Raw genomic sequence first — 21,485 nt, 5'->3', positions numbered from 1 at the left:
CGTGCCGGTACATCGATGCCCGTCGCCACCGACGCCCACCCCTCACCCAACGGCGACGGGCTGATGCACCGGCACGGCCCCGACCCACCCACCGGCCGCTAGCCGGTACACCCCGCCTGCCCCGACCTCAGCGTCACGCAAGCCCTCACATCACCGGCGTCCTTCACGGCGACCATCGGCGTGTACGTGTCCACGTCCGTGCCCACCACAGCGGTCTGCTTCGCGGAGGCCGAGGCCCCGGCCCCCGCCGACACCTCGACCCGGTCCCCCACCCCTGCCGACGTGACCCGAGCCCAAGCCGCCCCGCACGTCTCGCTGTACCGCACCTCCACCAGCGCGCCCCCCACCGTCACACTGGTCGCCGTCGTGGCGAACCGCCCGCCGCAGCCCATGCTCTCGGGGTCCTTCCCGGCACAGGAGGCCCCACTGCAGGAGACCCCAGGCGGCAGATCGAGCCGGGGACTCGCGGAGACCACCGGCGTCCTCGGCGTACCGGCCACGTCCTGCTCGCCCCCGCCCCGGGTGAGCTGGACAGCGCCCGCGACAACGACCAGGACGCCCACGACACCGGCGAGAAGCAGCACCGGCCTCCGCTTCCGCCGCGCGGCCCCCTCCCCCGAGCCGACACCGGCACCGGCACCGGCACCGGCACCGGCACCGGCACCAACGGGCCGCGCATCCTCGGGAGGCTCCGGCCCGAACATCTCCGACCGGCTCCAGACCCGCTCGGCCAGCTCCCACATCGTCACCAGATGCACGGGATTGGCCCCGGTCACCTCGGCCAGCGCGACAACCGCTCCCTTGGGCGCGAGCAGCCCGGCGGACAGGTAGCGTTCCCAGGATGCCCTGCCGTACCCCGTACGGTCGGCCACGGCCCCGATGCCCAGCCCGCTCCGGTCGACGAGCAGCCGAAGCTGTCCGACGAACTCGGCGACCCGCGGATCGAGTTCGTCCGGCAAAGCCTTCCAGCGAGGCATTCTTTCCCCCAACTTCCCCCGGTGGGACCAGTGTTCCACCCGTCGACCGCCACCCGCCGACCGGAGTTGAACGAATGCCGTCATACGACCCGCACACCGTGCCGGAATGGTCACTTCCGTGCCACAGGGGGCTGAGAGCTGTTGAACAGCGCGTTCCCGTGCACAAGGGTTGACCCCGGGCGGAACAACCGCCCGAGCGCGGCCCGTCCTTGACTCGGGGGAGAGGACGGGCCGTCGTCATTCCCGGGAACGACAGAGCCCGCCCTCCCCGAGGGAGAGGGCGGGCCACCGGTACGCGGGGGCGGGCCGGCAAGCGCGTGCGGGCCGGCCTCGGTTCAGCGGACCGTGAAGTGCAAGGTGTCGTCGAGGAACGGGATCTCCAGCACCGGGTGGGGCTGGGCCATCAGCGCGAGCACCACGATGGCGACGCCCAGGACGCTGTAGGTGACCATGTCCGTGAAGCGGGAGCGGACGGCGAGCATGCCGACGCTGGGCAGCATCCAGCGCATCACGGCCCCCGCGAGCAGCGCGGCGCCGATCAGGATCGTGCCGACGCGGAACACGTCGAGCGCGGTGAGCAGCAGGCCGAGCGCGACGGCGGACAGCACGGTGAGGATGGGCCACTGACGCGCGGGCGCCGGGGCGTCTCCGGGCGCGGCCCGGCCACCGCCCTCGGGCCGAGCCGTGTCGCGGGTGAACAGCGGGAAGCGCCGCGTGGTGCGCCGCGGCTCGCCCTGGGCATCGGGAGCACTGATGGCGTCCCGAACGGTCACTTCCTCACCGTCGCCCGAAAGCTCACCCTCATCCGCAGCCCCACCCGAGACCTCAGCCCCGGACACAGCCCCAGCCCCGCCCTCAGCCACAGCCCCGGCCTCAACCCGAACCTCGGCCTCCGCCCCGGTCTCGGTCTCGGTCTTCGACACAGCCTCGATCTCGGTCTCCTTCTCAGCCCCGGATCGCACACCGGCAGCGACACCCCGGCCGGCACGCCCCGCGCCGGCCCCGGACTCGTGGGTGTTGCCGTCAGCCGACACTGCGCTCCGCCGCTTCCACCACGTTGACGAGGAGCTGGGCCCGCGTCATCGGGCCGACACCGCCCGGGTTCGGGGAGATCCAGGCGGCGACCTCGGCGACGTCCGGGTGGACGTCTCCGACGATCTTGCCCTCGGCGCTGCGCGAGACACCGACGTCGAGGACGGCGGCGCCCGGCTTCACGTCCTCGGCCCGGACGAGGTGGGCGGAGCCGGCGGCGGCGACGATGATGTCGGCGCGCTTGAGGTGCGCGGAGAGGTCACGGGTGCCGGTGTGGCACTGGGTGACCGTGGCGTTCTCGCTGCGCCGCGTCAGCAGCAGCGGCATCGGACGGCCGATGGTCACACCGCGGCCGACGACCACGACCTCGGCACCCTTGATCTCCACGCCGTAGCGGCGCAGGAGCGTGAGGACGCCGTTGGGGGTGCAGGGCAGCGGGGCGGGCTCGTTGAGGACGAGACGCCCGAGGTTCATCGGGTGCAGGCCGTCCGCGTCCTTGTCCGGGTCCATCAGTTCCAGGATGCGGTTCTCGTCGATGCCCTTGGGGAGCGGCAGCTGGACGATGTAGCCGGTGCAGGCAGGGTCCTCGTTCAGCTCGCGGACCACCGCCTCGATCTCTTCCTGCGTGGCGGTCGCGGGCAGTTCGCGCTGGATGGAGGCGATGCCGACCTGGGCGCAGTCGCGGTGCTTGCCGGCGACGTACTTCTGGCTTCCGGGGTCGTCCCCGACCAGGACCGTCCCGAGGCCGGGCATGACGCCCTTCTCCTTCAGGGCCGCCACGCGGACGGTCAGGTCGGACTTGATCGCGGCTGCGGTGGCCTTGCCATCGAGAATCTGGGCGGTCATGGCCCCCATCCTCCCGGATGACGCGGTCCAGATCCCAATCCGGGGCCGCACCGACCCCCACAACGGCCTTCCCCCGGCCTTGCGGGCCTCCGTGCGACAGCCGCAGAGCGCCTGATTCACCCGTATCCGACCATGATCGCCGATGTTGCACTTGCACAACACATAGGGAAGTTCGCTGGACAAGTAAGAGTCTGCTAAAGAACGATGAGCACACACAGTGTCGCGGGCAGTACCGGGGGGACGGACCGCTCTGTAGAAATTCCTCCGAACCGTGCCGCGCGTAGTCCCCGCAAGAGGCAACGGAGGAAACCCGCCATGAGTTTCGGCGACCCGAACAACCCCTACGGCCCGCCGCCGCAGCAGCCTCCCGCCGCCCCGCCGGGTGCCCCCGGTTACGGCTACCCGCAGGCCCCGCCGAGCGTCCCCCCGCAGGGCTACGGCTACCCGCAGCAGCCCGCGTACCCCGGCTACCCGGGCGGCAACATGATGCCGCAGACCATGCCGGGCCTGATGACGACCGCCCGTGTGCTGCTCTACATCGTGGCGGCCGTCCAGATCCTGATCGGCATCTTCGCCATCTTCGGCGCCGCGACGATCAACGACGCGTCCAACGCGGGCGAGGACACCTTCGGCAACAACGGCCTGTCCGACCTCGGCCACGACTCCGCCGGCATCATCCTCGTGATCGCGCTGCTCTTCCTCGCCCTCGCGGGTCTTTCGATCACGCTGGGGGTCAAGTTCACCAGAGGCGGCCAGGGCATCCGGATCACCACCATGGTGTACGGAATCCTGGGCTCCCTGTTCGGCGTCCTCGTCCTGATCTCCGCGGCGGACGCCAACTCCTCCGCCGCGCTGGTCTGGGCGCTGCTGTGGATCGGCTTCGGCGGCGTGATGGCGGCGGCGATGATCGCGCCGTCCGGCGTCGCGTGGTTCAACCGCCCCCGCTACTGAAGGCCCGGTACGCACCGAGCGCCGAAGGTCCGGTACGCACCGAGGGCCGTGTCCCACCCCTGACCGGGGGGACACGGCCCTCGCGTTTTCCACGGGATCGACGGGATCAGTGGAAGAAGTGCCGCGTCCCGGTGAAGTACATCGTGATGCCCGCCTTCTTCGCGGCCTCCACGACCAGCTCGTCGCGGACGGAGCCGCCGGGCTGGACCACGGCCTTGACGCCCGCGTCGGCGAGGATCTCCAGGCCGTCGGGGAACGGGAAGAACGCGTCCGAGGCGGCGTAGGAGCCGCGGGCACGCTCGGCGCCGGCCCGCTCGACGGCGAGCTTCGCGGAGTCGACACGGTTGACCTGGCCCATGCCGACGCCGACCGAGGCGCCGTCCTTGGCGAGCAGGATCGCGTTGGACTTCACGGCACGGCAGGCACGCCACGCGAAGGCCAGCTCGTCGAGCTCGCCCTCGCTCAGGGCGTCACCGGTCGCCAGCGTCCAGCTCGCCGGGTTGTCGCCGGGGGCCTGGAGCCGGTCGGTGACCTGGAGGAGCGCGCCACCGTCGACGGGCTTGATCTCGACCGGGTCGGCCGGGGCCTTGTGGGCCCGCAGCACACGGATGTTCTTCTTCTTGGCGAGGGCTTCGAGGGCGCCGTCCTCGTACTCGGGCGCGACGATGACCTCGGTGAAGATCTCCGCCACCTGCTCGGCCATCTCCTTGGTGACCGGGCGGTTGACCGCGATCACACCGCCGAACGCGGACAGCGGGTCACAGGCGTGCGCCTTGCGGTGCGCCTCGGCGACGTTCGACGCGACGGCGATCCCGCACGGGTTGGCGTGCTTGATGATCGCGACGCAGGGGTCCTCGTGGTCGTACGCGGCACGGCGCGCGGCGTCCGTGTCCGTGTAGTTGTTGTAGGACATCTCCTTGCCGTGGAGCTGCTCGGCCTCGGCGAGGCCGCCCGTGCCGGAGGTGTAGAGCGCGGCGGGCTGGTGCGGGTTCTCGCCGTAGCGAAGGGTGTGCGCGCGCTCCCAGGTGGCACCCAGGAAGTCGGGGAACTGCGAGTCGTCGGCGGGCGCGTACGAGGAGGCGAACCAGGAGGCGACGGCGACGTCGTACGCGGCCGTGTGCTGGAAGGCCTCGGCGGCGAGCCGCTTGCGGGTGCGCAGGTCGAAGCCACCGCTCCCGACAGCGGTGAGGACGTCGCCGTAACGGCCGGGGCTGGTGACGACGGCGACCGAGGGGTGGTTCTTGGCGGCCGCGCGGACCATCGAGGGCCCGCCGATGTCGATCTGCTCGACGCACTCGTCGGGGGTCGCCCCGGACGCGACGGTCTCCCGGAACGGGTAGAGGTTGACGACGACGAGGTCGAACGGCTCGACACCGAGCTCGGCGAGCTGCTGCCGGTGGCTCTCGAGACGCAGGTCGGCGAGGATCCCGGCGTGGACCTTGGGGTGCAGGGTCTTGACCCGGCCGTCCAGGCACTCGGGGAAGCCGGTCAGCTCCTCCACCTTGGTGACGGGCACACCGGCCGCGGCGATCTTCGCGGCGGTGGACCCGGTGGAGACGAGCTCGACGCCGGCGGCGTGCAGCCCACGGGCCAGCTCCTCAAGGCCGGTCTTGTCGTACACGCTGACGAGCGCGCGCCGGATGACCCGCTTGGTGCCCTCGGTGCTCTCGGCCGTGACTGTGCTGTCGGCGGTCACTGGATAACTACCTTTCGTCCCTCAATGCGATAGCCGTTGCGGGCGAGCCGCCCCACGACATCGACGAGCAGCCTTCGCTCGACTTCCTTGATGCGCTCGTGCAGAGCGCTCTCGTCGTCCTCGTTGCGGACCTCGACCACGCCCTGGGCGATGATCGGTCCGGTGTCGACGCCGTCGTCGACGAAGTGGACGGTGCAGCCGGTGACCCGGGCTCCGTACGCGAGCGCGTCACGGACGCCGTGGGCGCCGGGAAAACTGGGCAGCAGCGCGGGGTGCGTGTTGACGAACCGTCCGCCGAAGCGGGCGAGGAATTCCTTCCCCACGATCTTCATGAACCCGGCGGACACGACGAGATCGGGCTCGTACGCGGCGGTCGCCTCGGCGAGCGCCAGGTCCCAGGCGTCCCGGCTGCCGTGGTCCTTGACCTTGCACACGAAGGTCGGGAGCCCGGCTCGCTCGGCCCGAGCGAGCCCCTCGATGCCGTCCCGGTCGGCACCGACGGCCACGATCTCGGCCCCGTAGGCCGCCGCGCCCGCCTCCGCGACGGCGTCGAGCAGTGCCTGCAGATTCGTACCTGATCCGGAGACCAGCACGACGAGGCGCTTGGTCTTGGCCACGAGGGGGCCCTTTCTCGGGGGAGCGTTTGTACGGTCGTACGAATACTTCACGCCCCGGGATACGGGGAAGTCTACGAAGCGGCCGACCGTCAGCAACGATACCGGCACACCGGGCGGCCCCCACGGGACGGGGGCGAGGCCGGAAGGTAGCGTCTGGGGAGGATCAACCCGGGAACGCCTCCGGCACGGGGAACGCCCCGGGTGCGCGGGACGTTGACCTGGGACGAGAACGGACGTCCGGGGCGCGACCCCGGCACCACCCGCGGCACGGGTTCCGGAGACATCCGGAACGCGCGTCCGGGCGCACGAAACTCGGGGCGCGAGTCCGGAGTGCGAAGCTCGGGGCGTGGGTCCGGGGCGGACCGGCCCGAGGCGTCAGCCCGGGAGGACCGGCCCGGGGCGCATGTCGCGAGCGCGACGATGTGTGGACCCACCACCTGCCAGAACCACCAAGGGGAAGACGCTCACCTGATGCCGGACCGCAGTCTCCGACTCCCTCCGCTCCTGCTGCGCGAGCGGCACTCTTCGTCCACCCCGCCGAAGCCGGGCGAGGACGGCCCCACCGGCGGGCCCGGCTCCGCGGACGGGAACGGCGGCGGCTCTGCGGGCGGAAGCGGCGGCCCCTCGGGCGAGCGCGAACCCGACGCGCCCGGCACTCCCCCGTCCGGCCAGGCCTCCGGCCAGGAGGACAACCCGTTCGCGCCACCGCCGGAGGGGACACCCGACCGGCCCTGGCAGCCGCGCCGGCACGGACAGGGCTCCGGCGGGAACGACGGGGACGGACAGCAGGACTCCGGGCACTCGCCCTGGGGCAGCCAGTGGAGCGACCGGCAGCCCGGCCCTTCCAGCGGCGGCGGCTTCGGCGACCGGCCGGGCGCGCCGCAGGGACAGGGCGGCCCCGAAGGCGGTCCCGGCGGGACGCCGCCCGGCGGCGGCATGCGCTGGGACCCCACGGACCCGGCCCAGCGCCGCGCCCGTTACGCCCTGCTCTCCGGCATGTGGGCGTTCTTCTTCGTCCTCTTCGGCTGGCCGTACGTGGCGCTGCTGCTCGGCGCGCTCGCCCTGTACTGGGGCGTCAGCGCGCTGCGGTCCAGGTCGCGTACGCCGGACCCCGACGCCCCGGCCCCCGATCCGAACGCCCGCCCGCAGATGACCGCCGCGGTGAGCGGCATCGTCACCGCGTCGCTGGCCATCGTGCTGGTCGCCGGGGTCTTCACCGCCCACCTCGTCTACAGCGACTACTACTCCTGCACGAACGACGCCCTGACGACCGCCGCGAAGAAGTCCTGCAACGACCTCCTCCCGAAGGACCTGCGCGGCATCCTGGGCACCCACGACTGACGACGGCGACCCTGCTGCCCGGCGCCGGGCAGCGGGCCGTCCCCGGTCGGCGGGCCGTCCTGGTCAGCGGGGCGAGCCACTGCTCCCCGGGGTGTCCGGGGCGGGGTCCTGGGGCCCGCCGCCGGTTCGGGGCCCCTGCCCCTCCGGGCTGTCGGACAGGTCCCCGTACCCCGGTCCGATCGGGTGTTCCGGACCTCGCCGATTCCCGTCGTCCGCCGATCCCCCGCGGCCTTCGGGACTCTCCGGGTCCTCCGGGTGTTCCGGGCCGCCAGGGTCCTCCGGCTCCGGAGGCCCGCCCGCCTTCTTCAGTGCCTCCCATCGGGTCTCCCTCGACGCCTCCCGGTGCCGGCCGCTCCCCGTGGGCTCCCCCGGCAGCGGGTCGTACGGCTCGAAGGGGTCGTAGGACTCGTACGGGTCGTACGCCTCGTACGGGTCGAAGCTCTCGACGGCCGCCGCCGGCGCCGTGGGGTCGGCCGGCCCGGACATGGACGCCAACCCCTGGTGCGGAACCGGCGTCGGCACCGGCATCGCGGAGGCGCCCCCGCGCGCCGGCAGCCAAGCACGCAGCCGCGGCCGCCACCACGAAGCCCGCCCGGTCTCGCGCGCGTCCCGGCGGACACGCGCGCCCCCGGCGGCCGCCCGCCCCCGGTCCCGCCATTCGGCCGCCACCGCGACGGGAATCCCGACGACCGCCGTCCACACCGCCGTCGCGGGCCCCACCTGCCACCACACCGGCCCGAAATGGGCCAGGGCGCGGACCCCGAGCGGCCCCCCGGCCAGCCCGGCGAGCACACCGAGCGCGACTCCGCACCATCCGGCGGCGATCGAGACGGCGGCCACCGTCCGCCCGAGCGGCCAGGGTTCCTCCCGGCCCGGGGTTCCCCGCGCGGCCCCCGCCTTCACCGCGAACCACGCCACGGTCACCCCGGCGGCCAGCGGCACCAGCGCGCTCGGCCAGGGCGACGGCGCCCCGGACCCCGCCTGCGGCAATGCCGCGAGCAGCGGAAACGCGGGGAGCAGTTCGGCCGGCGCGTGCGCCCCCGGGACGGCCGCGGTCAGCGGACCGGCGACATGACCCGCGCTCAGGACGACTCCGGGACCGAGCCCGTAAGCCGCCCCCCACACGGCCGCGTTCGGCGCCAGGACCAGGCACAGCAGCAGGACGGCGAACCGGCCCGACCACCCCCCGGTGAGCCGCATGAACGATGCGTGGGCCGTGTCCCCGTGCCACACGAGCGACGCCGTCACGAGCAGGGCCCCGCCCGCGACGAGGACCGCGATCCCGGCCGCGGCGGCCCGCGCCGCACCGCCGAGCACCCGGTCGTCGGCGGCGACGAGACGGCGTACGGCCGATACCGGGCGCCCCCCTGTCCGCGGATGCACCCGCGCGGCCCGCCGTCCCCGGAACGGGCCCGGCCCCCACGGCCGCCCGTATGCCGTCCAGACCCCCGTTCCCGCGGCGATCACCGCGAGGAGCGGCAGGCAGATCGCCGCCCAGGCCCAGGCGGGACGCAGCGTCCCGCCCGCGGCGTACGCCGCGACGGCCCAGCCGACGGACAGATAGCCGGCCACGACCCCGGCCCACGCCGTGTGCGGCGACGACTCCGACGTGACGTCGGCCGCCTCGCGTGCGGCCCGGTGCAGCAGCCACACCGGGAGGGCGAGCAGGAGCAGCGGTGTCACCCCCACCGGCATCGGCAGGCCGGAGAGCGTGTCGGTGCGGATCAGCTCCACACCGTGCGCGAGCAGCCAGAGCCCGGCGGCGACGTGCAGCGCCCCGTCCGGCCCGCTGTCCGGGAAGGGCGAGCTGATCCACAGCACGATGACGAGGAGGGCGAACGCGGCGAGCCCGAGCCCCGCGGCGAGGACGCCGCCCAGGAGACTCGCGGCCAGTCCGGGGGAACGGTCGCGCATCCGGGTGAGCAGGTGCGACAACGAGAGCCTGCGGTCGGTGATTTGGGTCACAGCTCTCATGCTCCCAACGACACGCGCTTTCTCGTCGTAACAGGCGAACCATGGATGTGTCGCTCAATATGCAGTTATGTACTTTTTCGTACGAAGGGGCGTTCTGTGGAACCCGACCTGACACAGAGCCCCGCCACCCCGCTGCCGGCGCCCAAGGAGCGCCGCCGTCTGCGCGAGGGCCGGTCGTTGACCCAGACCGACGTGGCCACGCGGCTCGGCGTCAGCCGGTCGACGGTGCGCTCGTGGGAGACCGGCCGTTCGACCCCGCGCGGCCGCATGCGGGAGGCGTACGCGAGGCTGCTCGTGGCCGATCCGCCCGCCGCCCGGCCGGAGGTGACCGTCCCTCAGAAGGTCATCAGCTCCGAACTGGTGGGCGCGGGGACGAGCCGTGAAGCCCGGCCCGGTACGGGAAGGAAGCGTTCGGCCCGAGTCGGGGAGCGGCCGGGTCGCAAGCGGGCGGAGGGGCGGCTCACCGAGGGGCTGCCCACCGAGGAATGGCTCGTCGAGGACGCGCACGCCGGACTCTCGGAGCCTTCACTGACGCCCGCTCAGGCCTTCGACGCGCTCTACGCGTTCTGCGCCCCCTCCCTCGTACGACAGGCCTATCTGCTGACCGGGCGGCGCGAACTGGCCCGCGAGTCCGTGGAACGGGCGTTCCAGCAGGCCTGGTACCGCTGGCCGGAGGTGGCCGTGGACCGGGATCCGGCCGGGTGGGTGCGCGCCACGGCGTACGAGTACGCGCTCTCCCCCTGGCACCGGCTGCGCCCCCGCTACCGTCACCCGGAGGCACCGCCCGCCGCCGCGGCCGACCGCGCCCTGCTCGACGTACTCCTCGAACTGCCACCGGTGTACCGGCGCACCCTGCTGCTGTACGACGGCGTGGGGCTCGGGCTGCCGGAGACCGCGGCCGAGACGGAGGCGAGCACGCCCGCGGCGGCCAACCGGGTGCTGCACGCGCGCGAGGCCGTCGCCGAACGGCTGCCGGAGCTTGCGTCACCGGAGGATCTGCACCGGCGGCTCACCGAACTCGCGAGCGCGGAGCGGCTGCGCGCGGCGAAGCCCCGCACGGTCCGCTGGTACGGCGAGCGCCGGGCTCAGCAGTGGACCCGGGCGGCCATCGCCTTCACGGTCCTGCTGATCGGGGTGACCGCCCTGACGCTGGGCACGGCCCCGGACCACTACGAGGAACCCCTCGCGCCGCCGGAGACCATCCACGGCCTGCCGCCCAAGGCCGCCCCCGGGCCGCTGTCCGCGGCGGAGCTCAGGCTGCGCGCCCGGCTGAGGTCCCAGGAGATGAACGGCCCGGAGCGGCTGATCCCGGAGAACCGCTGACTCGGAACGCCCGTGACGTGTGTGACGTGTGTGATGCGGAACGCCGGCGGGCCGGACGCCGGTGACACGGAACGCCGGTGGGCGCGCACCCTCGAAAGGGTGCGCGCCCACCGGCGTTCGGTCGAGCGTCGGCTCAGCCCGCGAGGATCTCGCGCGCGAGCTTGGCCGTCTCGGTCGGCGTCTTGCCGACCTTGACGCCCGCGGCCTCGAGGGCCTCCTTCTTCGCGGCGGCCGTGCCGGAGGAGCCGGAGACGATGGCGCCGGCGTGGCCCATGGTCTTGCCCTCGGGCGCGGTGAAGCCGGCGACGTAGCCGACGACCGGCTTCGTCACGTTCTTCGCGATGAAGTCCGCCGCACGCTCCTCGGCGTCGCCGCCGATCTCGCCGATCATGACGATCAGGTCGGTGTCGGGGTCGGCCTCGAACGCGGCGAGCGCGTCGATGTGCGTCGTACCGATGACCGGGTCGCCACCGATGCCGACGGCGGAGGAGAAGCCGATGTCACGGAGCTCGTACATCATCTGGTACGTCAGCGTGCCGGACTTCGAGACCAGGCCGATGCGGCCCGGCTTCGTGATGTCGCCCGGGATGATGCCGGCGTTGGACTGGCCCGGGGTGATGAGACCGGGGCAGTTCGGGCCGATGATGCGGGTCTTGTTGCCCTTCGACTTCGCGTACGCCCAGAAGGCGGCGGAGTCGTGGACGGCGATGCCCTCGGTGATGACGACCGCGAGGGGGATCTCCGCGTCGATCGCCTCGACCACGGCGGCCTTGGCGAAGGCCGGCGGCACGAAGAGGACGGACACGTTGGCGCCGGTCTTCTCGATGGCCTCGGCGACCGTGCCGAAGACGGGGATCTCGTTGCCGTCGATGTCGACGGAGGTGCCCGCCTTGCGCGGGTTCACGCCACCGACGATGTTCGTCCCGTCCGCGAGCATGAGCTTGGTGTGCTTCATACCCGTGGCACCGGTCATGCCCTGGACGATGACCTTGGAGTCCTTGTTGAGGAAAATAGCCATGGCTGTTTAGTCCCTCGTCCCTTACTTCGCAGCCGCGAGCTCGGCGGCCTTGTCGGCCGCGCCGTCCATGGTGTCCACGCGCTGGACCAGCGGGTGGTTGGCGTCCGACAGGATCTGACGACCCAGCTCGGCGTTGTTGCCGTCGAGGCGCACGACCAGCGGCTTGGTGACTTCCTCGCCCTTGTCGGCGAGGAGCTGGAGCGCCTGGACGATGCCGTTGGCGACCTCGTCACAGGCGGTGATGCCACCGAAGACGTTGACGAAGACGGACTTGACGTCCGGGTCGCCGAGGATGATCTCCAGGCCGTTCGCCATGACCGCGGCGGAGGCGCCGCCGCCGATGTCGAGGAAGTTGGCGGGCTTGACGCCACCGTGGTTCTCACCGGCGTACGCGACGACGTCGAGGGTGCTCATGACGAGACCCGCGCCGTTGCCGATGATGCCGACCTCACCGTCGAGCTTGACGTAGTTGAGGTTCTTGGCCTTGGCGGCGGCCTCGAGGGGGTTGGCCGACTCCTTGTCCTCGAGCGCGGCGTGGTCCGGCTGGCGGAACTCGGCGTTCTCGTCCAGGGACACCTTGCCGTCGAGGGCGATGACCTTGCCGGAGGCGACCTTGGCGAGCGGGTTCACCTCGACGAGGAGGGCGTCCTCCTTGATGAAGGTGTCCCACAGCGTCACCAGGATGTCGGCCACCTGGTCGGCGACCTCGGCCGGGAACTTCGCCTGGGCGACGATCTCGCGGGCCTTCTCGATCGACACGCCTTCGTTGGCGTCGACCGGCACCTTCGCGAGGGCGTCGGGGTTCTCCTCCGCGACGACCTCGATCTCCACGCCGCCCTGGACGGACGCCATGGCGAGGAAGGTGCGGTTGGTGCGGTCGAGGAGGTACGAGACGTAGTACTCCTCGACGATCTCGGGCGCGGTCTCGGCGATCATCACCTTGTGGACCGTGTGGCCCTTGATGTCCATGCCGAGGATGTCCGTCGCGCGGGCGACGGCCTCGTCCGGGGTGGCGGCGAGCTTGACGCCGCCGGCCTTGCCGCGGCCACCGACCTTCACCTGGGCCTTGACGACGGACTTGCCGCCAAGACGCTCGGTCGCCTCGCGGGCTGCCTCAGGCGTGTCAATGACTTCACCGGCCAGCACCGGTACACCGTGCTTGGCGAAGAGGTCCCTCGCCTGGTACTCGAACAGGTCCACGCGCGTCCGTCCCTATCAGTGATCTCGCGGTTCGTTGGATGCGTGGGCGTGCCGCGAAGGGCAACGTGACGTCCGCTGTCACAAGGGTGGCGCACACGGTGTCCGAGCGCGCGGCATGTCCGTCTCGCAGGTTATCGCCGTGGGGCACGGGACCCTAAATCGCAGCTCACACCACAGCGGTGATACCTGTCACAGAACGGGCCCCGGACCGGCCCTCACCTGGCCGGGGATCACCCCGTGAGGCCCCTGTGAGCAGCCGCTGAGGGCCCTGCGCGGCCCCCGGCGCTCCTGCGGCGGGCCGGTCGGCGGGGGCCCGGGAGCCCGGTCGGGTGGATCCGTCGGCCTTCCGCCGTCCGGGTCTCCCGAACCGTCTGAAACCGGTCATCCGTGATCAGGACGGAACACTCTCACCTCGTGTCCGGGATCGGCAGCGGCCGCTTCTCGATCGCCGCCGCCATCACCTCGGGGAACAGATCGGGTGTGCAGGCGAACGCCGGCGCGTCGAGCGCCGCGAGCGCCGCCGCGTGTTCACGGTCGTACGCGGGCGCCCCCTCGTCGGACAGCGCGAGCAGCGTCACGAACTGCACCCCCGACGATTTCATCGCCGCCACCCGCTTCAGCATCTCGTTGCGGATCCCCCCTTCGTAGAGGTCGCTGATGAGGACGACGACCGTGTCGGCCGGTCTGGTGATCTGCGACTGGCAGTAGGCGAGTGCCCGGTTGATGTCCGTGCCGCCGCCGAGCTGGGTGCCGAAGAGGACGTCGACCGGGTCGTCGAGCTGGTCGGTGAGGTCGACGACGGCCGTGTCGAAGACGACGAGCCGGGTGGCGATGGACCGCATCGACGCCAGCACGGCGCCGAACACGGACGCGTAGACGACCGACGCCGCCATCGACCCCGACTGGTCGATGCAGAGGATGACCTCCTTCTTCACGGACTGCGAGGCACGCCCGTAGCCGATCAGCCGCTCGGGCACGACCGTGCGGTACTCGGGCAGGTAGTGCTTCAGGTTGGCCGCGATCGTGCGGTTCCAGTCGATGTCGTGGTGGCGGGGTCTGCTGATCCGGGCACTGCGGTCGAGGGCGCCGGTGAGCGTGGCCCGGGTGCGGGTGGCGAGCCGCTTCTCCAGGTCCTCCACGACCTTGCGCACGACGGCCCGCGCGGTCTCCTTCGTCGTCTCCGGCATGGCTCTGTTGAGGGAGAGGAGGGTGCCCACGAGGTGCACGTCGGCCTCCACCGCTTCCAGCATCTCGGGCTCCAGGAGCAGGGCGGAGAGCCCGAGCCGGTCGATGGCGTCCCGTTGCATCACCTGGACGACGGAGGAGGGGAAGTAGGTCCGGATGTCGCCGAGCCAGCGCGCGACCGACGGCGCCGAAGCCCCGAGCCCCGCCGAGCGGTCCCGCCCCGGCCGTCCCCCGCTCCCCTTCCCGTAGAGCGCGCCCAGCGCCCCGTCCATGGCGGCGTCCCGGCCGGAGAGCACGCATCCGGTGCCGTCCGCCTCGTCGCCGCCGAGCACCAGGCGCCACCGCCGCAGCCGCTCGTCCCCGGCACTCAAGACCGCCTCGCTCATGGAGCCATCCTCACAAGATCGTTCTCGATGTCGGTGCCGGTGTCTTTGTCTTTGTCGGTGCCGGTTCCCGTGCCGGTACCGGTGTCCGCGTCGGGATCGGCGAGCCCCAGCAGCAGGCTCAGCAGCGGCAGAACGGCGTCGGCGCGCCCGGTGTCGAGGTCGGGGGCGAACCCGGGTATGCCGGAGCCGGAACCGGTGGCCGCCGCGTGTGCCCGAGGCGCCGGGCCGCGCCGGACGAGGTCGCCCAGGGTCCTGCGCACCCCTGTCTCGTACGCCGAGAACGTCCGGCGCAGCAGCGGCAGCACATCGGTGAACGCGTCGGCGGGCACCCCGGTCAGCCAGGTGTCCACCAGCCCGAGCAGCCGCTCGTCGTGCACGAGGAGCATGCCGCCGGATCCGCCGCCGACGAATCCCTCGATCCACGCGGCCCCGTCCGCGGGCTCCGTGCCCGGCGACAGCACGAGACCCATGAGCCGGGCGGCCTCCTCCTGCGCCAGCTCCCCTTCGTCCAGGAGCAGGCGGACCGCCCGGCCTCTGACCACCCCGGGCACGGTGTCCCGCGCGGCGAGCACCCGCAGTACGGAGTGCCAGCGCCCGCGGATCTCCCAGGGCCCGTCGGTCCCCGAGGTCGCCTCCCCCAGCAGTGCCACCGCCCCGTGCACGGCGTCGAGGTGGCGGCGCATCTCCTCGGCGGCGTCGCTGTCGAGTGAGGCGCAGGCCGGCGGGAGGCCGACGAAGACGCGTTCGGCGAGGCCGGCCGCGACACCGGAGAGGGCGTGGGTGTCCGTGCCGCGTACGTCGCCGTAGCGCAGGGAGCGGACGAGTGCGGGCAGGGCCTGCGCGAGGTGGCCCACGTCCGTGTCGAGGGCGGCGCGGTCGGCGAGCACCCGCATCACCACGGGCAGCGCGTCCGTGAGCTCGGCGAGGAGGCAGCGCTCGGCGAGGGCCGTGACATCGGCCAGTGACGGCGCGCCGACGGCGTCCGCCTCGGCCTTGGCCGTCGCCGCGGACACGACGGTCGTGCCCCACACACCGGCCTCCGCGACCCGCACCGACAGCTCCGGCTCCCAGCGAAGGCGCCAGGTCTCCCGGAACGTGCCCGTGCTGCCGCGGGACGCCGCGGGCTCGCCCCACGCGACGCCCAGGAGCCGCAGCCGGTGCAGCAGGGTGCTGCGCCCCGCGTCGGTCTCCTTGCGCAGGTCGAGCTCCATCTCCCGCTCCAGCGCCTCGGGCTTGAGCCGCAGCCGCCGCTGCGACTGCGTGAGGTCTCGCTGCAACGGCACCGCCGGGGCGGAATCCGGCACCTCACCGAGCACCTCCCCGACCACGAGCCGGTCGCGCACCAGGTCCAGGGGGACGTCCGAGCCCTCGCACATCACGGCGCGGAGGGCGTCGGTGGTCTCGGTCAGTCCCGGCAGCGGGCGGCCGCGCATCGCGGCGAGGGTGCCGGCCAGCCGCACGGCCTCGATGACGTGGGCCGACGACACGCCCCGGTCCTCGTCGCGCAGCAGCCTGGCCACCTTGGTCATCCAGCGCTCGACCGGGCGGTCGGGGGCGCTGAACAGATGCCCGTACCAGCCCGGCGAGTCGATACCCGCTCCGTACCCGCTGGCGCGGGACAGCCGGCGGTGCGTCCAGGGCACCCAGGTGAGCTGGACCTTGGCCTTGGGCAGCCCTTTGAGGAGTCCCCGGTCGGCGCCGACCGTGGCCCGCCGCCGCAGGGCGGGGACGTGCCAGGCCCCGCACACGACGGCCACGCCGTCCCCGAACTCCCGCTGCGCCGCCCGAAGCTGGAGCCGCATGTACGCCTCGCGCACGAGGTCCCGGTCGTGTCCGCCGACCCCGTACGCCTCGCGCAGCGACCCCATGGCCTCCTCCAGCACGGCGAACGGAGCGAACGGGTCGTCCGCCGCACCGGTCCGGTGCTCGACCACGTCCTCCCACCAGCGCTCCGGGTCGTCGTAGCCGGCGGTCTCGGCGAGCACCGCGAGGGGGTCGATCCGCACGGCGGACGCGTCGACGGACCGGTCGGAACCACCGGCCGTGTCGGGCCGTCCGGGATCACCCGGGGAATCGGGGGCTCGCGCCGTGCCGGGATCGTCCGGGGCACCGGGAGCTCCGGCCGCGCCGGGACGCACCGCGGTGACACGGTCCGCCTCCGGCGCCCGGTCGCCTCCGGGGCCGGGGGCGCTGGGGTTCCCGGCCGGGGGCGGGGGGTCGGAAGGCGCGCTCACCGGCCCGTCCCGGTCGGGGTCCGTCCCGTTCTCGTCGTCTCTCCCCCAGGCCAGGGTGTGGGAGGCCGGGAGGTCGATGAAGCGGGCCTCCACCCCGTTTTCCAGAGCCCACCGGATCGCCACCCACTCCGGTGAGAACTCGGCCAGCGGCCAGAAGGCCGAACGACCGGGCTCGTCGACGACGTGGGCGAGCAGCGCCACCGGGGGCCGCATGTCCTTCTCGGCGGCCAGCGGGACGAGTGCGTCCGCCTCGGGCGGCCCCTCGATCAGCACGACCCGGGGTGCCGCCGCCTCCAGTGCCGACCGCACGGCCCGCGCCGACCCGGGTCCGTGGTGCCGCACACCGAGCAGCAACGGCCCCGGCCCCCGGACGACCGCCCGGCCCTCCGGAACGGGCGGCCCGGCTTCCCGTTCGGCACTCACGCGCTCACCTCGCGGCACGCGCGGTAGAAGTCCTTCCAGCCGTCCCGCTCGCGGACGACCGCTTCCAGATACTCCTGCCAGATGACGCGGTCGGCGGCCGGGTCGCGCACGACGGCGCCGAGGATGCCGGCGGCGACGTCGCTCGCCCGCAGCACGCCGTCGCCGAAGTGGGCCGCCAGAGCGAGGCCGTTGGTGACGACGGAGATCGCCTCGGCCGTGGACAGCGTGCCGCTGGGCGACTTCAGCTTCGTCCGGCCGTCGGCCGTGATCCCGTCGCGCAGCTCCCGGAAGACGGTGACGACACGGCGGATCTCGTCGACGCCGTCCGGCACGGCGGGCAGGTCGAGGGAGCGGCCGATCTGGTCGACCCGGCGCGAGACGATGTCGACCTCGGCGTCGGCGCTCTCCGGCAACGGCAGCACGACCGTGTTGAAACGACGACGCAGGGCGCTGGAGAGTTCGTTGACCCCGCGGTCGCGGTCGTTGGCCGTGGCGATCAGGTTGAACCCGCGGACGGCCTGCACCTCCTGGCCCAATTCCGGTATCGGCAGGGTCTTTTCGGAGAGGATCGTGATCAGGCTGTCCTGCACGTCGGCGGGCACACGCGTCAGTTCCTCGACGCGGGCGGTCATGCCCTCGGCCATGGCGCGCATGACGGGGCTCGGCACGAGCGCGTCCCGGCTGGGCCCGTGCGCGAGCAACCGCGCGTAGTTCCAGCCGTACCGGATGGCCTCCTCCGGTGTGCCGGCCGTGCCCTGCACGAGCAGGGTCGAATCTCCGCTGACCGCGGCCGCCAGGTGCTCGGACACCCACGTCTTCGCGGTGCCGGGCACACCGAGCAGGAGCAGGGCCCGGTCGGTGGCGAGCGTCGTGACGGCGACCTCGACGATGCGGCGCGGCCCCACGTATTTGGGAGTGATCACGGTGCCGTCCGGCAGGGTGCCGCCCAGCAGATAGGTGGCCACGGCCCAGGGCGACAGCAGCCAGCGTTCGGGGCGCGGCCGGTCGTCCTGCGCCGCGAGCGCGGCGAGTTCGGCGGCGAAGGCGTGCTCGGCGTGCGGTCGCAGCGCCTCGCTCGGCCGGCTCGCCCCCCTCTCTCCCGCAGGTGCGTCAACGGACGTCGGTTCAACGGACACGGACATGCCTCGGTCCCCCTCCAGCTCGGCCGGTTCGGATCTGGTTCCACCGTGCACCACGCCACTGACAATGCGCCCTGACCTGCACAAATGCGCTCGCGAGGATCGATTGTCAGTGGTGGGTCCTACCTTCGATCGCATGACACAGCAGGCGGTGCGCTGGACGGCGGATCAGGTGCTGGCACTGGCACCTGACGCCGCGTCACGCAAGGCGGGGAGCAAACTCGGCGCGGCCGGACCGTGGTCCGAGGCGGGCAGTACGGAGGAGGGGACGGTATGGGGACTGTGCAGGGGAAGTGGCAGCAAGCCGTATCAGACGGTCCTGGACATCGCGGACTCGGCGGGTCCCGCTTACAAGTGCAGTTGTCCGAGCCGGAAGTTCCCGTGCAAGCACGCGCTGGGACTGCTGCTGCTCTGGGCGGGCGCGGACGGAGCGGTGCCGTCCGCCCAGGCGCCGGACTGGGCCGCCCAGTGGCTGGAGGGCAGACGCAGGCGCGCGGAGAGCAGGAGCTCGCCGGGCGGGGGATCTGGAGCCGCTTCGCCGGGTGATCCCGAGGCGGCCCGGCGCAGGGCCGAACGCAGGGCCGAGCGGATCACCGCGGGGGCGGCCGAGCTGGAGCAGCGACTGGCGGACCTGCTGCGCGGCGGCCTCGCCTCCGCCGAGCGTGCGGGGTACGGGATGTGGGAGGAGACGGCGGCCCGGATGGTCGACGCGCAGGCACCCGGTCTGGCGGCGCGTGTGCGGGAGTTGGGGGCGATCCCGTCGTCGGGGCCGGGCTGGCCCGTGCGACTCCTCGAGGAGTGCGCGCTGCTGCATCTGCTCGACCAGGGCTGGCTGCGGCGCGAGCGGCTGCCGGACGACCTGGCCGCGACGGTCCGTTCCCGCGTCGGGCTGCCCGGCTCCGCGGACGGCCCTCCGGTGCGTGACCGCTGGCTCGTTCTCGCGCAGTACGACACGGCGGACGCCCGGCTCACGACACGCCGGATCTGGCTGTACGGCGCCGAGTCCGGCCGCACGGCCCTGCTTCTGTCCTACGGCGCGGCGGGCCGGGCACCCGAACTGGCGCTTCCGGTGGGGCTGGCTTTCGAGGCGGAGCTGTCCGCGTACCCGGGCGCCGGCCAACCGCGGGCGGCGCTGGGCGAGCGGTTCACCGCCCCGGCACCCGCGGCGATACGGCCGAAGGGGCTGACGACACCCCAGGCCGCCGCCCGTTACGGAGAAGCGCTGCGCGCCGACCCGTGGCTGGACTCCTGCCCCGTCACCCTGGAGCGGGTGATCCCGACCCCGGACGGCGACGCGTGGCAACTCGCCGACGCCGATGGCGAGTCGGCCCTCCCGCTCAGCCCTTCCTCGCGGTCTCGCCCCGAACTGTGGCGCCTGGTCGCCCTGTCCGGCGGCGCCCCGGTCACGGTCTTCGGCGAGTGCGGCCACCGCGGTTTCACCCCGCTGACGGCTTGGCCGCAGGGCGAGGGCGAGGCGGTACCCCTGTGCTGACCTTCGTACGGAAAGGACGCTCATGACCACCACACCGGCTTCGGCGGGCACGCCCGTCGGCGGTTCCTGGGAGGAGCTCGTCACCGTGGCGCTGCTCGGTACGGAGCGGCGCGCGCTTTCGGGACAACAGCCCGGTCGGCAGGCTCCGGTGGCGCTGCTGGACGCGGCGGCCGTGGAGACCGTGCGGCGGCGGGCCGGGGTGCGGCCGGCGCGGGCGGCGGCCCGTCCGGAGCCCGCCGCACCGGACCCGCGGACCCCGCTGCCGCCCGCCGCGGCCCGGAGGCTCTCGACCCTGCTGGCGGACCGCCCCGGCACGGGAGGCGGCGGCCGCAGAGGCGCGGCGCCCGACCTCGTCGAGCTGCTGCCCCAGTGGCTGGCCCTGGCCGGCGCACGCGGTTTCGCCGCACCTCCGCAGGCCCTTCCGGCGCTGCTCGACGCGGCCCGGGGGCGCACGGACCTGCGGCCCGCCGCCCTCGCCTTCGCCGGGCCGCGGGCATTGTGGCTGGCCGGGCTGAACCCCGAGTGGCGGTTCGCCCTGCGCACCTCGTCGGGCGGCGCCACCACGCTGCCGGAGGCGGCCGACGACATACAACAGCTGTGGCAGGAGGGGCTGTTCGCGGAGCGGGTCGCGCTGCTGGCGGCGGTACGGGCCAAGGACCCGGCCGCCGGACGCGCCCTGCTCGTCGCGACCTGGGCGACGGAGCGGGCCGAGGACCGGCTGATGTTCCTCGACTCCCTCCGGTCCGGCCTGTGCGCCGAGGACGAGGCGTTCCTCGAGGGGGCGCTGGCCGACCGCAGCCGCAATGTGCGGGCGACGGCGGCCGAGCTGCTCTCCGCCCTGCCCGGGTCCGCGCTCGCCGCGAGGATGGCGGACAGGGCCGCCTCGTGCGTGGCCGTCGACCATACGCGGGAGACCCCGGAGATCACGGTCGAGGCGCCGCACGAGTGCGACGCGGCGATGGAGCAGGACGGCGTGGTGGCCAAACCCCCGGCCCGCCGTGGTGAACGGTCCTGGTGGCTGGGTCAGCTCGTCGAGGCGGCACCCCTCTCGACCTGGGTCGACCGGCTCGGCGGCCGTTCGCCGGAAGAGGTGGTGGCCCTGCCCGTGGCGGACGGCTGGCAGGGGGAACTGCACGCCGCGTGGTGCCGGGCGGCGGTGCGGCAGCGCGATCCCGCGTGGTCGAGGGCGCTCCTCGGGCCGCCCTCCGCTCCGGAGGCCGGGGGGCCGGGGGCGGTGTCACTGGCCGAGCGGGCCAAGCTGCTCGCCACGCTGAGCGCCGGGGAGCGGGCCGACTGGGTGGCCGGGTTCATCGGTACGCACGGACTGTCCGAGGCGTTCCAGCTCCTCGGGGTGTGCGCGGTGTCCTGGGCGGGGGGCCTGGGGCGGGCGGTGGTGGACGCGCTCGACATCGCCCGGGACGCGGGAAGCTTCCCGTGGAGCTTCAGCGGGGTGATGGGGCTGGCCGAGCGCTGCCTCGACCCGGCGGAGGCAGGGCGGCTCGAAGGTCTCACCTCGGTCCCCGACGAGTCGGAGAACGCGGCGCCGGGGTCCGGGGACTACTGGGCCGAGGCCTTCCAACGGCTCGTGACGACCCTGCGGCTGAGAGCAACCATGTCCGCCGAGCTCACGCCACCCTGACCGTGGCTCGCG

Annotated in this window: 16 protein-coding genes; 5 read left to right on the top strand and 11 right to left on the bottom strand. The window is 73.2% G+C overall.

Features of this window, described 5'->3' with window-relative positions; genetic code table 11:
* Positions 1–98 precede the first annotated feature (98 nt).
* The 3 genes from ACWEBX_RS21755 to ACWEBX_RS21745 form a co-directional block, all read right to left on the bottom strand.
* Positions 99–977 (bottom strand): XRE family transcriptional regulator, encoded by an 879-nt coding sequence (locus ACWEBX_RS21755; RefSeq protein ID WP_451886477.1) that lies wholly within the window; start codon positions 975–977, stop codon positions 99–101.
* 335 nt (positions 978–1,312) lie between these two features.
* Positions 1,313–1,900 carry a DUF3017 domain-containing protein gene (locus ACWEBX_RS21750; RefSeq protein WP_451886480.1) on the bottom strand — a complete coding sequence of 196 codons (588 nt, stop codon included), beginning with the start codon at positions 1,898–1,900 and terminating at the stop codon, positions 1,313–1,315.
* Between the two features lie 100 nt (positions 1,901–2,000).
* The gene (locus tag ACWEBX_RS21745; protein ID WP_451886476.1) at positions 2,001–2,855 is read right to left on the bottom strand and encodes a bifunctional methylenetetrahydrofolate dehydrogenase/methenyltetrahydrofolate cyclohydrolase; all 855 of its coding nucleotides are present in this window, start codon (positions 2,853–2,855) and stop codon (positions 2,001–2,003) included.
* A 315-nt stretch (positions 2,856–3,170) separates the two neighbouring features.
* On the opposite strand from ACWEBX_RS21745, the gene ACWEBX_RS21740 reads away from it, so the two are divergent.
* Complete coding sequence (locus tag ACWEBX_RS21740) at positions 3,171–3,806, top strand: hypothetical protein (protein ID WP_451886475.1); 636 nt, start codon at positions 3,171–3,173, stop codon at positions 3,804–3,806.
* 106 nt (positions 3,807–3,912) lie between these two features.
* Here ACWEBX_RS21740 and purH read toward each other — a convergent pair whose 3' ends face one another.
* Entirely contained in the window at positions 3,913–5,502 is a 1,590-nt protein-coding gene (purH, locus tag ACWEBX_RS21735) for a bifunctional phosphoribosylaminoimidazolecarboxamide formyltransferase/IMP cyclohydrolase (RefSeq protein WP_451886474.1), read from the bottom strand.
* A complete protein-coding gene (purN, locus tag ACWEBX_RS21730) occupies positions 5,499–6,119 on the bottom strand; it encodes a phosphoribosylglycinamide formyltransferase (protein ID WP_451886473.1) in 621 nt (206 codons plus the stop codon). Before purN ends, purH begins: the two co-directional genes overlap by 4 nt.
* Before the next feature lie 471 nt (positions 6,120–6,590).
* Between purN and ACWEBX_RS21725 the strand changes: the two genes are divergently transcribed.
* Positions 6,591–7,460 carry a hypothetical protein gene (locus ACWEBX_RS21725; protein ID WP_451886472.1) on the top strand — a complete coding sequence of 290 codons (870 nt, stop codon included), beginning with the start codon at positions 6,591–6,593 and terminating at the stop codon, positions 7,458–7,460.
* Between the two features lie 63 nt (positions 7,461–7,523).
* On the opposite strand, the gene ACWEBX_RS21720 is transcribed toward ACWEBX_RS21725, so the two are convergent.
* Positions 7,524–9,434: a cell division protein PerM gene (locus ACWEBX_RS21720; RefSeq protein WP_451886471.1), complete on the bottom strand. Its 1,911-nt coding sequence runs from the start codon at positions 9,432–9,434 to the stop codon at positions 7,524–7,526.
* A gap of 108 nt (positions 9,435–9,542) precedes the next feature.
* Here ACWEBX_RS21720 and ACWEBX_RS21715 point away from each other — a divergent pair, with 108 nt between their 5' ends.
* A complete protein-coding gene (locus ACWEBX_RS21715) occupies positions 9,543–10,757 on the top strand; it encodes a helix-turn-helix domain-containing protein (protein ID WP_451886479.1) in 1,215 nt (404 codons plus the stop codon).
* Positions 10,758–10,890: 133 nt separating this feature from the next.
* Here the strand turns inward: ACWEBX_RS21715 and sucD are convergent, their stop codons facing one another.
* The 5 genes from sucD to ACWEBX_RS21690 form a co-directional block, all read right to left on the bottom strand.
* The gene (gene sucD, locus ACWEBX_RS21710) at positions 10,891–11,775 is read right to left on the bottom strand and encodes a succinate--CoA ligase subunit alpha (protein WP_329301294.1); all 885 of its coding nucleotides are present in this window, start codon (positions 11,773–11,775) and stop codon (positions 10,891–10,893) included.
* 21 nt (positions 11,776–11,796) lie between these two features.
* Entirely contained in the window at positions 11,797–12,975 is a 1,179-nt protein-coding gene (gene sucC / locus ACWEBX_RS21705) for an ADP-forming succinate--CoA ligase subunit beta (protein ID WP_451886470.1), read from the bottom strand.
* 407 nt (positions 12,976–13,382) lie between these two features.
* Positions 13,383–14,546, bottom strand: coding sequence for a VWA domain-containing protein (locus ACWEBX_RS21700; protein ID WP_451886469.1), 1,164 nt, complete (start codon positions 14,544–14,546; stop codon positions 13,383–13,385).
* The gene (locus ACWEBX_RS21695; RefSeq protein ID WP_451886478.1) at positions 14,543–17,134 is read right to left on the bottom strand and encodes a DUF5682 family protein; all 2,592 of its coding nucleotides are present in this window, start codon (positions 17,132–17,134) and stop codon (positions 14,543–14,545) included. The genes ACWEBX_RS21700 and ACWEBX_RS21695 overlap by 4 nt, the downstream gene beginning before the upstream one ends.
* 65 nt (positions 17,135–17,199) lie before the next feature.
* Positions 17,200–18,345, bottom strand: a complete 1,146-nt coding sequence (locus ACWEBX_RS21690) for an ATP-binding protein (RefSeq protein WP_451886468.1) — start codon at positions 18,343–18,345, stop codon at positions 17,200–17,202.
* Positions 18,346–18,478: 133 nt separating this feature from the next.
* Here ACWEBX_RS21690 and ACWEBX_RS21685 point away from each other — a divergent pair, with 133 nt between their 5' ends.
* Both ACWEBX_RS21685 and ACWEBX_RS21680 read left to right on the top strand, forming a co-directional pair.
* Complete coding sequence (locus ACWEBX_RS21685) at positions 18,479–19,834, top strand: SWIM zinc finger family protein (protein WP_451886467.1); 1,356 nt, start codon at positions 18,479–18,481, stop codon at positions 19,832–19,834.
* A gap of 22 nt (positions 19,835–19,856) precedes the next feature.
* Positions 19,857–21,473, top strand: a complete 1,617-nt coding sequence (locus ACWEBX_RS21680) for a DUF5691 domain-containing protein (protein WP_451886466.1) — start codon at positions 19,857–19,859, stop codon at positions 21,471–21,473.
* Positions 21,474–21,485: the final 12 nt, after the last annotated feature.

It is taken from the genome of Streptomyces sp. NPDC005070, assembly GCF_053600395.1.
This window is presented reverse-complemented; position numbering and strand designations above follow the sequence as displayed.

Excerpts from the sequence above, each read along its gene's own strand:
- ACWEBX_RS21755 (WP_451886477.1), bottom strand. The coding sequence starts at position 977 with ATGCCTCGCTGGAAGGCTTTGCCGGACGAACTCGATCCGCGGGTCGCC.
- ACWEBX_RS21745 (WP_451886476.1), bottom strand. The coding sequence starts at position 2,855 with ATGACCGCCCAGATTCTCGATGGCAAGGCCACCGCAGCCGCGATCAAG.
- ACWEBX_RS21740 (WP_451886475.1), top strand. The coding sequence starts at position 3,171 with ATGAGTTTCGGCGACCCGAACAACCCCTACGGCCCGCCGCCGCAGCAG.
- ACWEBX_RS21725 (WP_451886472.1), top strand. The coding sequence starts at position 6,591 with ATGCCGGACCGCAGTCTCCGACTCCCTCCGCTCCTGCTGCGCGAGCGG.
- ACWEBX_RS21720 (WP_451886471.1), bottom strand. The coding sequence starts at position 9,434 with ATGAGAGCTGTGACCCAAATCACCGACCGCAGGCTCTCGTTGTCGCAC.
- sucD (WP_329301294.1), bottom strand. The coding sequence starts at position 11,775 with ATGGCTATTTTCCTCAACAAGGACTCCAAGGTCATCGTCCAGGGCATG.
- ACWEBX_RS21700 (WP_451886469.1), bottom strand. The coding sequence starts at position 14,546 with ATGAGCGAGGCGGTCTTGAGTGCCGGGGACGAGCGGCTGCGGCGGTGG.
- ACWEBX_RS21690 (WP_451886468.1), bottom strand. The coding sequence starts at position 18,345 with ATGTCCGTGTCCGTTGAACCGACGTCCGTTGACGCACCTGCGGGAGAG.
- ACWEBX_RS21685 (WP_451886467.1), top strand. The coding sequence starts at position 18,479 with ATGACACAGCAGGCGGTGCGCTGGACGGCGGATCAGGTGCTGGCACTG.
- ACWEBX_RS21680 (WP_451886466.1), top strand. The coding sequence starts at position 19,857 with ATGACCACCACACCGGCTTCGGCGGGCACGCCCGTCGGCGGTTCCTGG.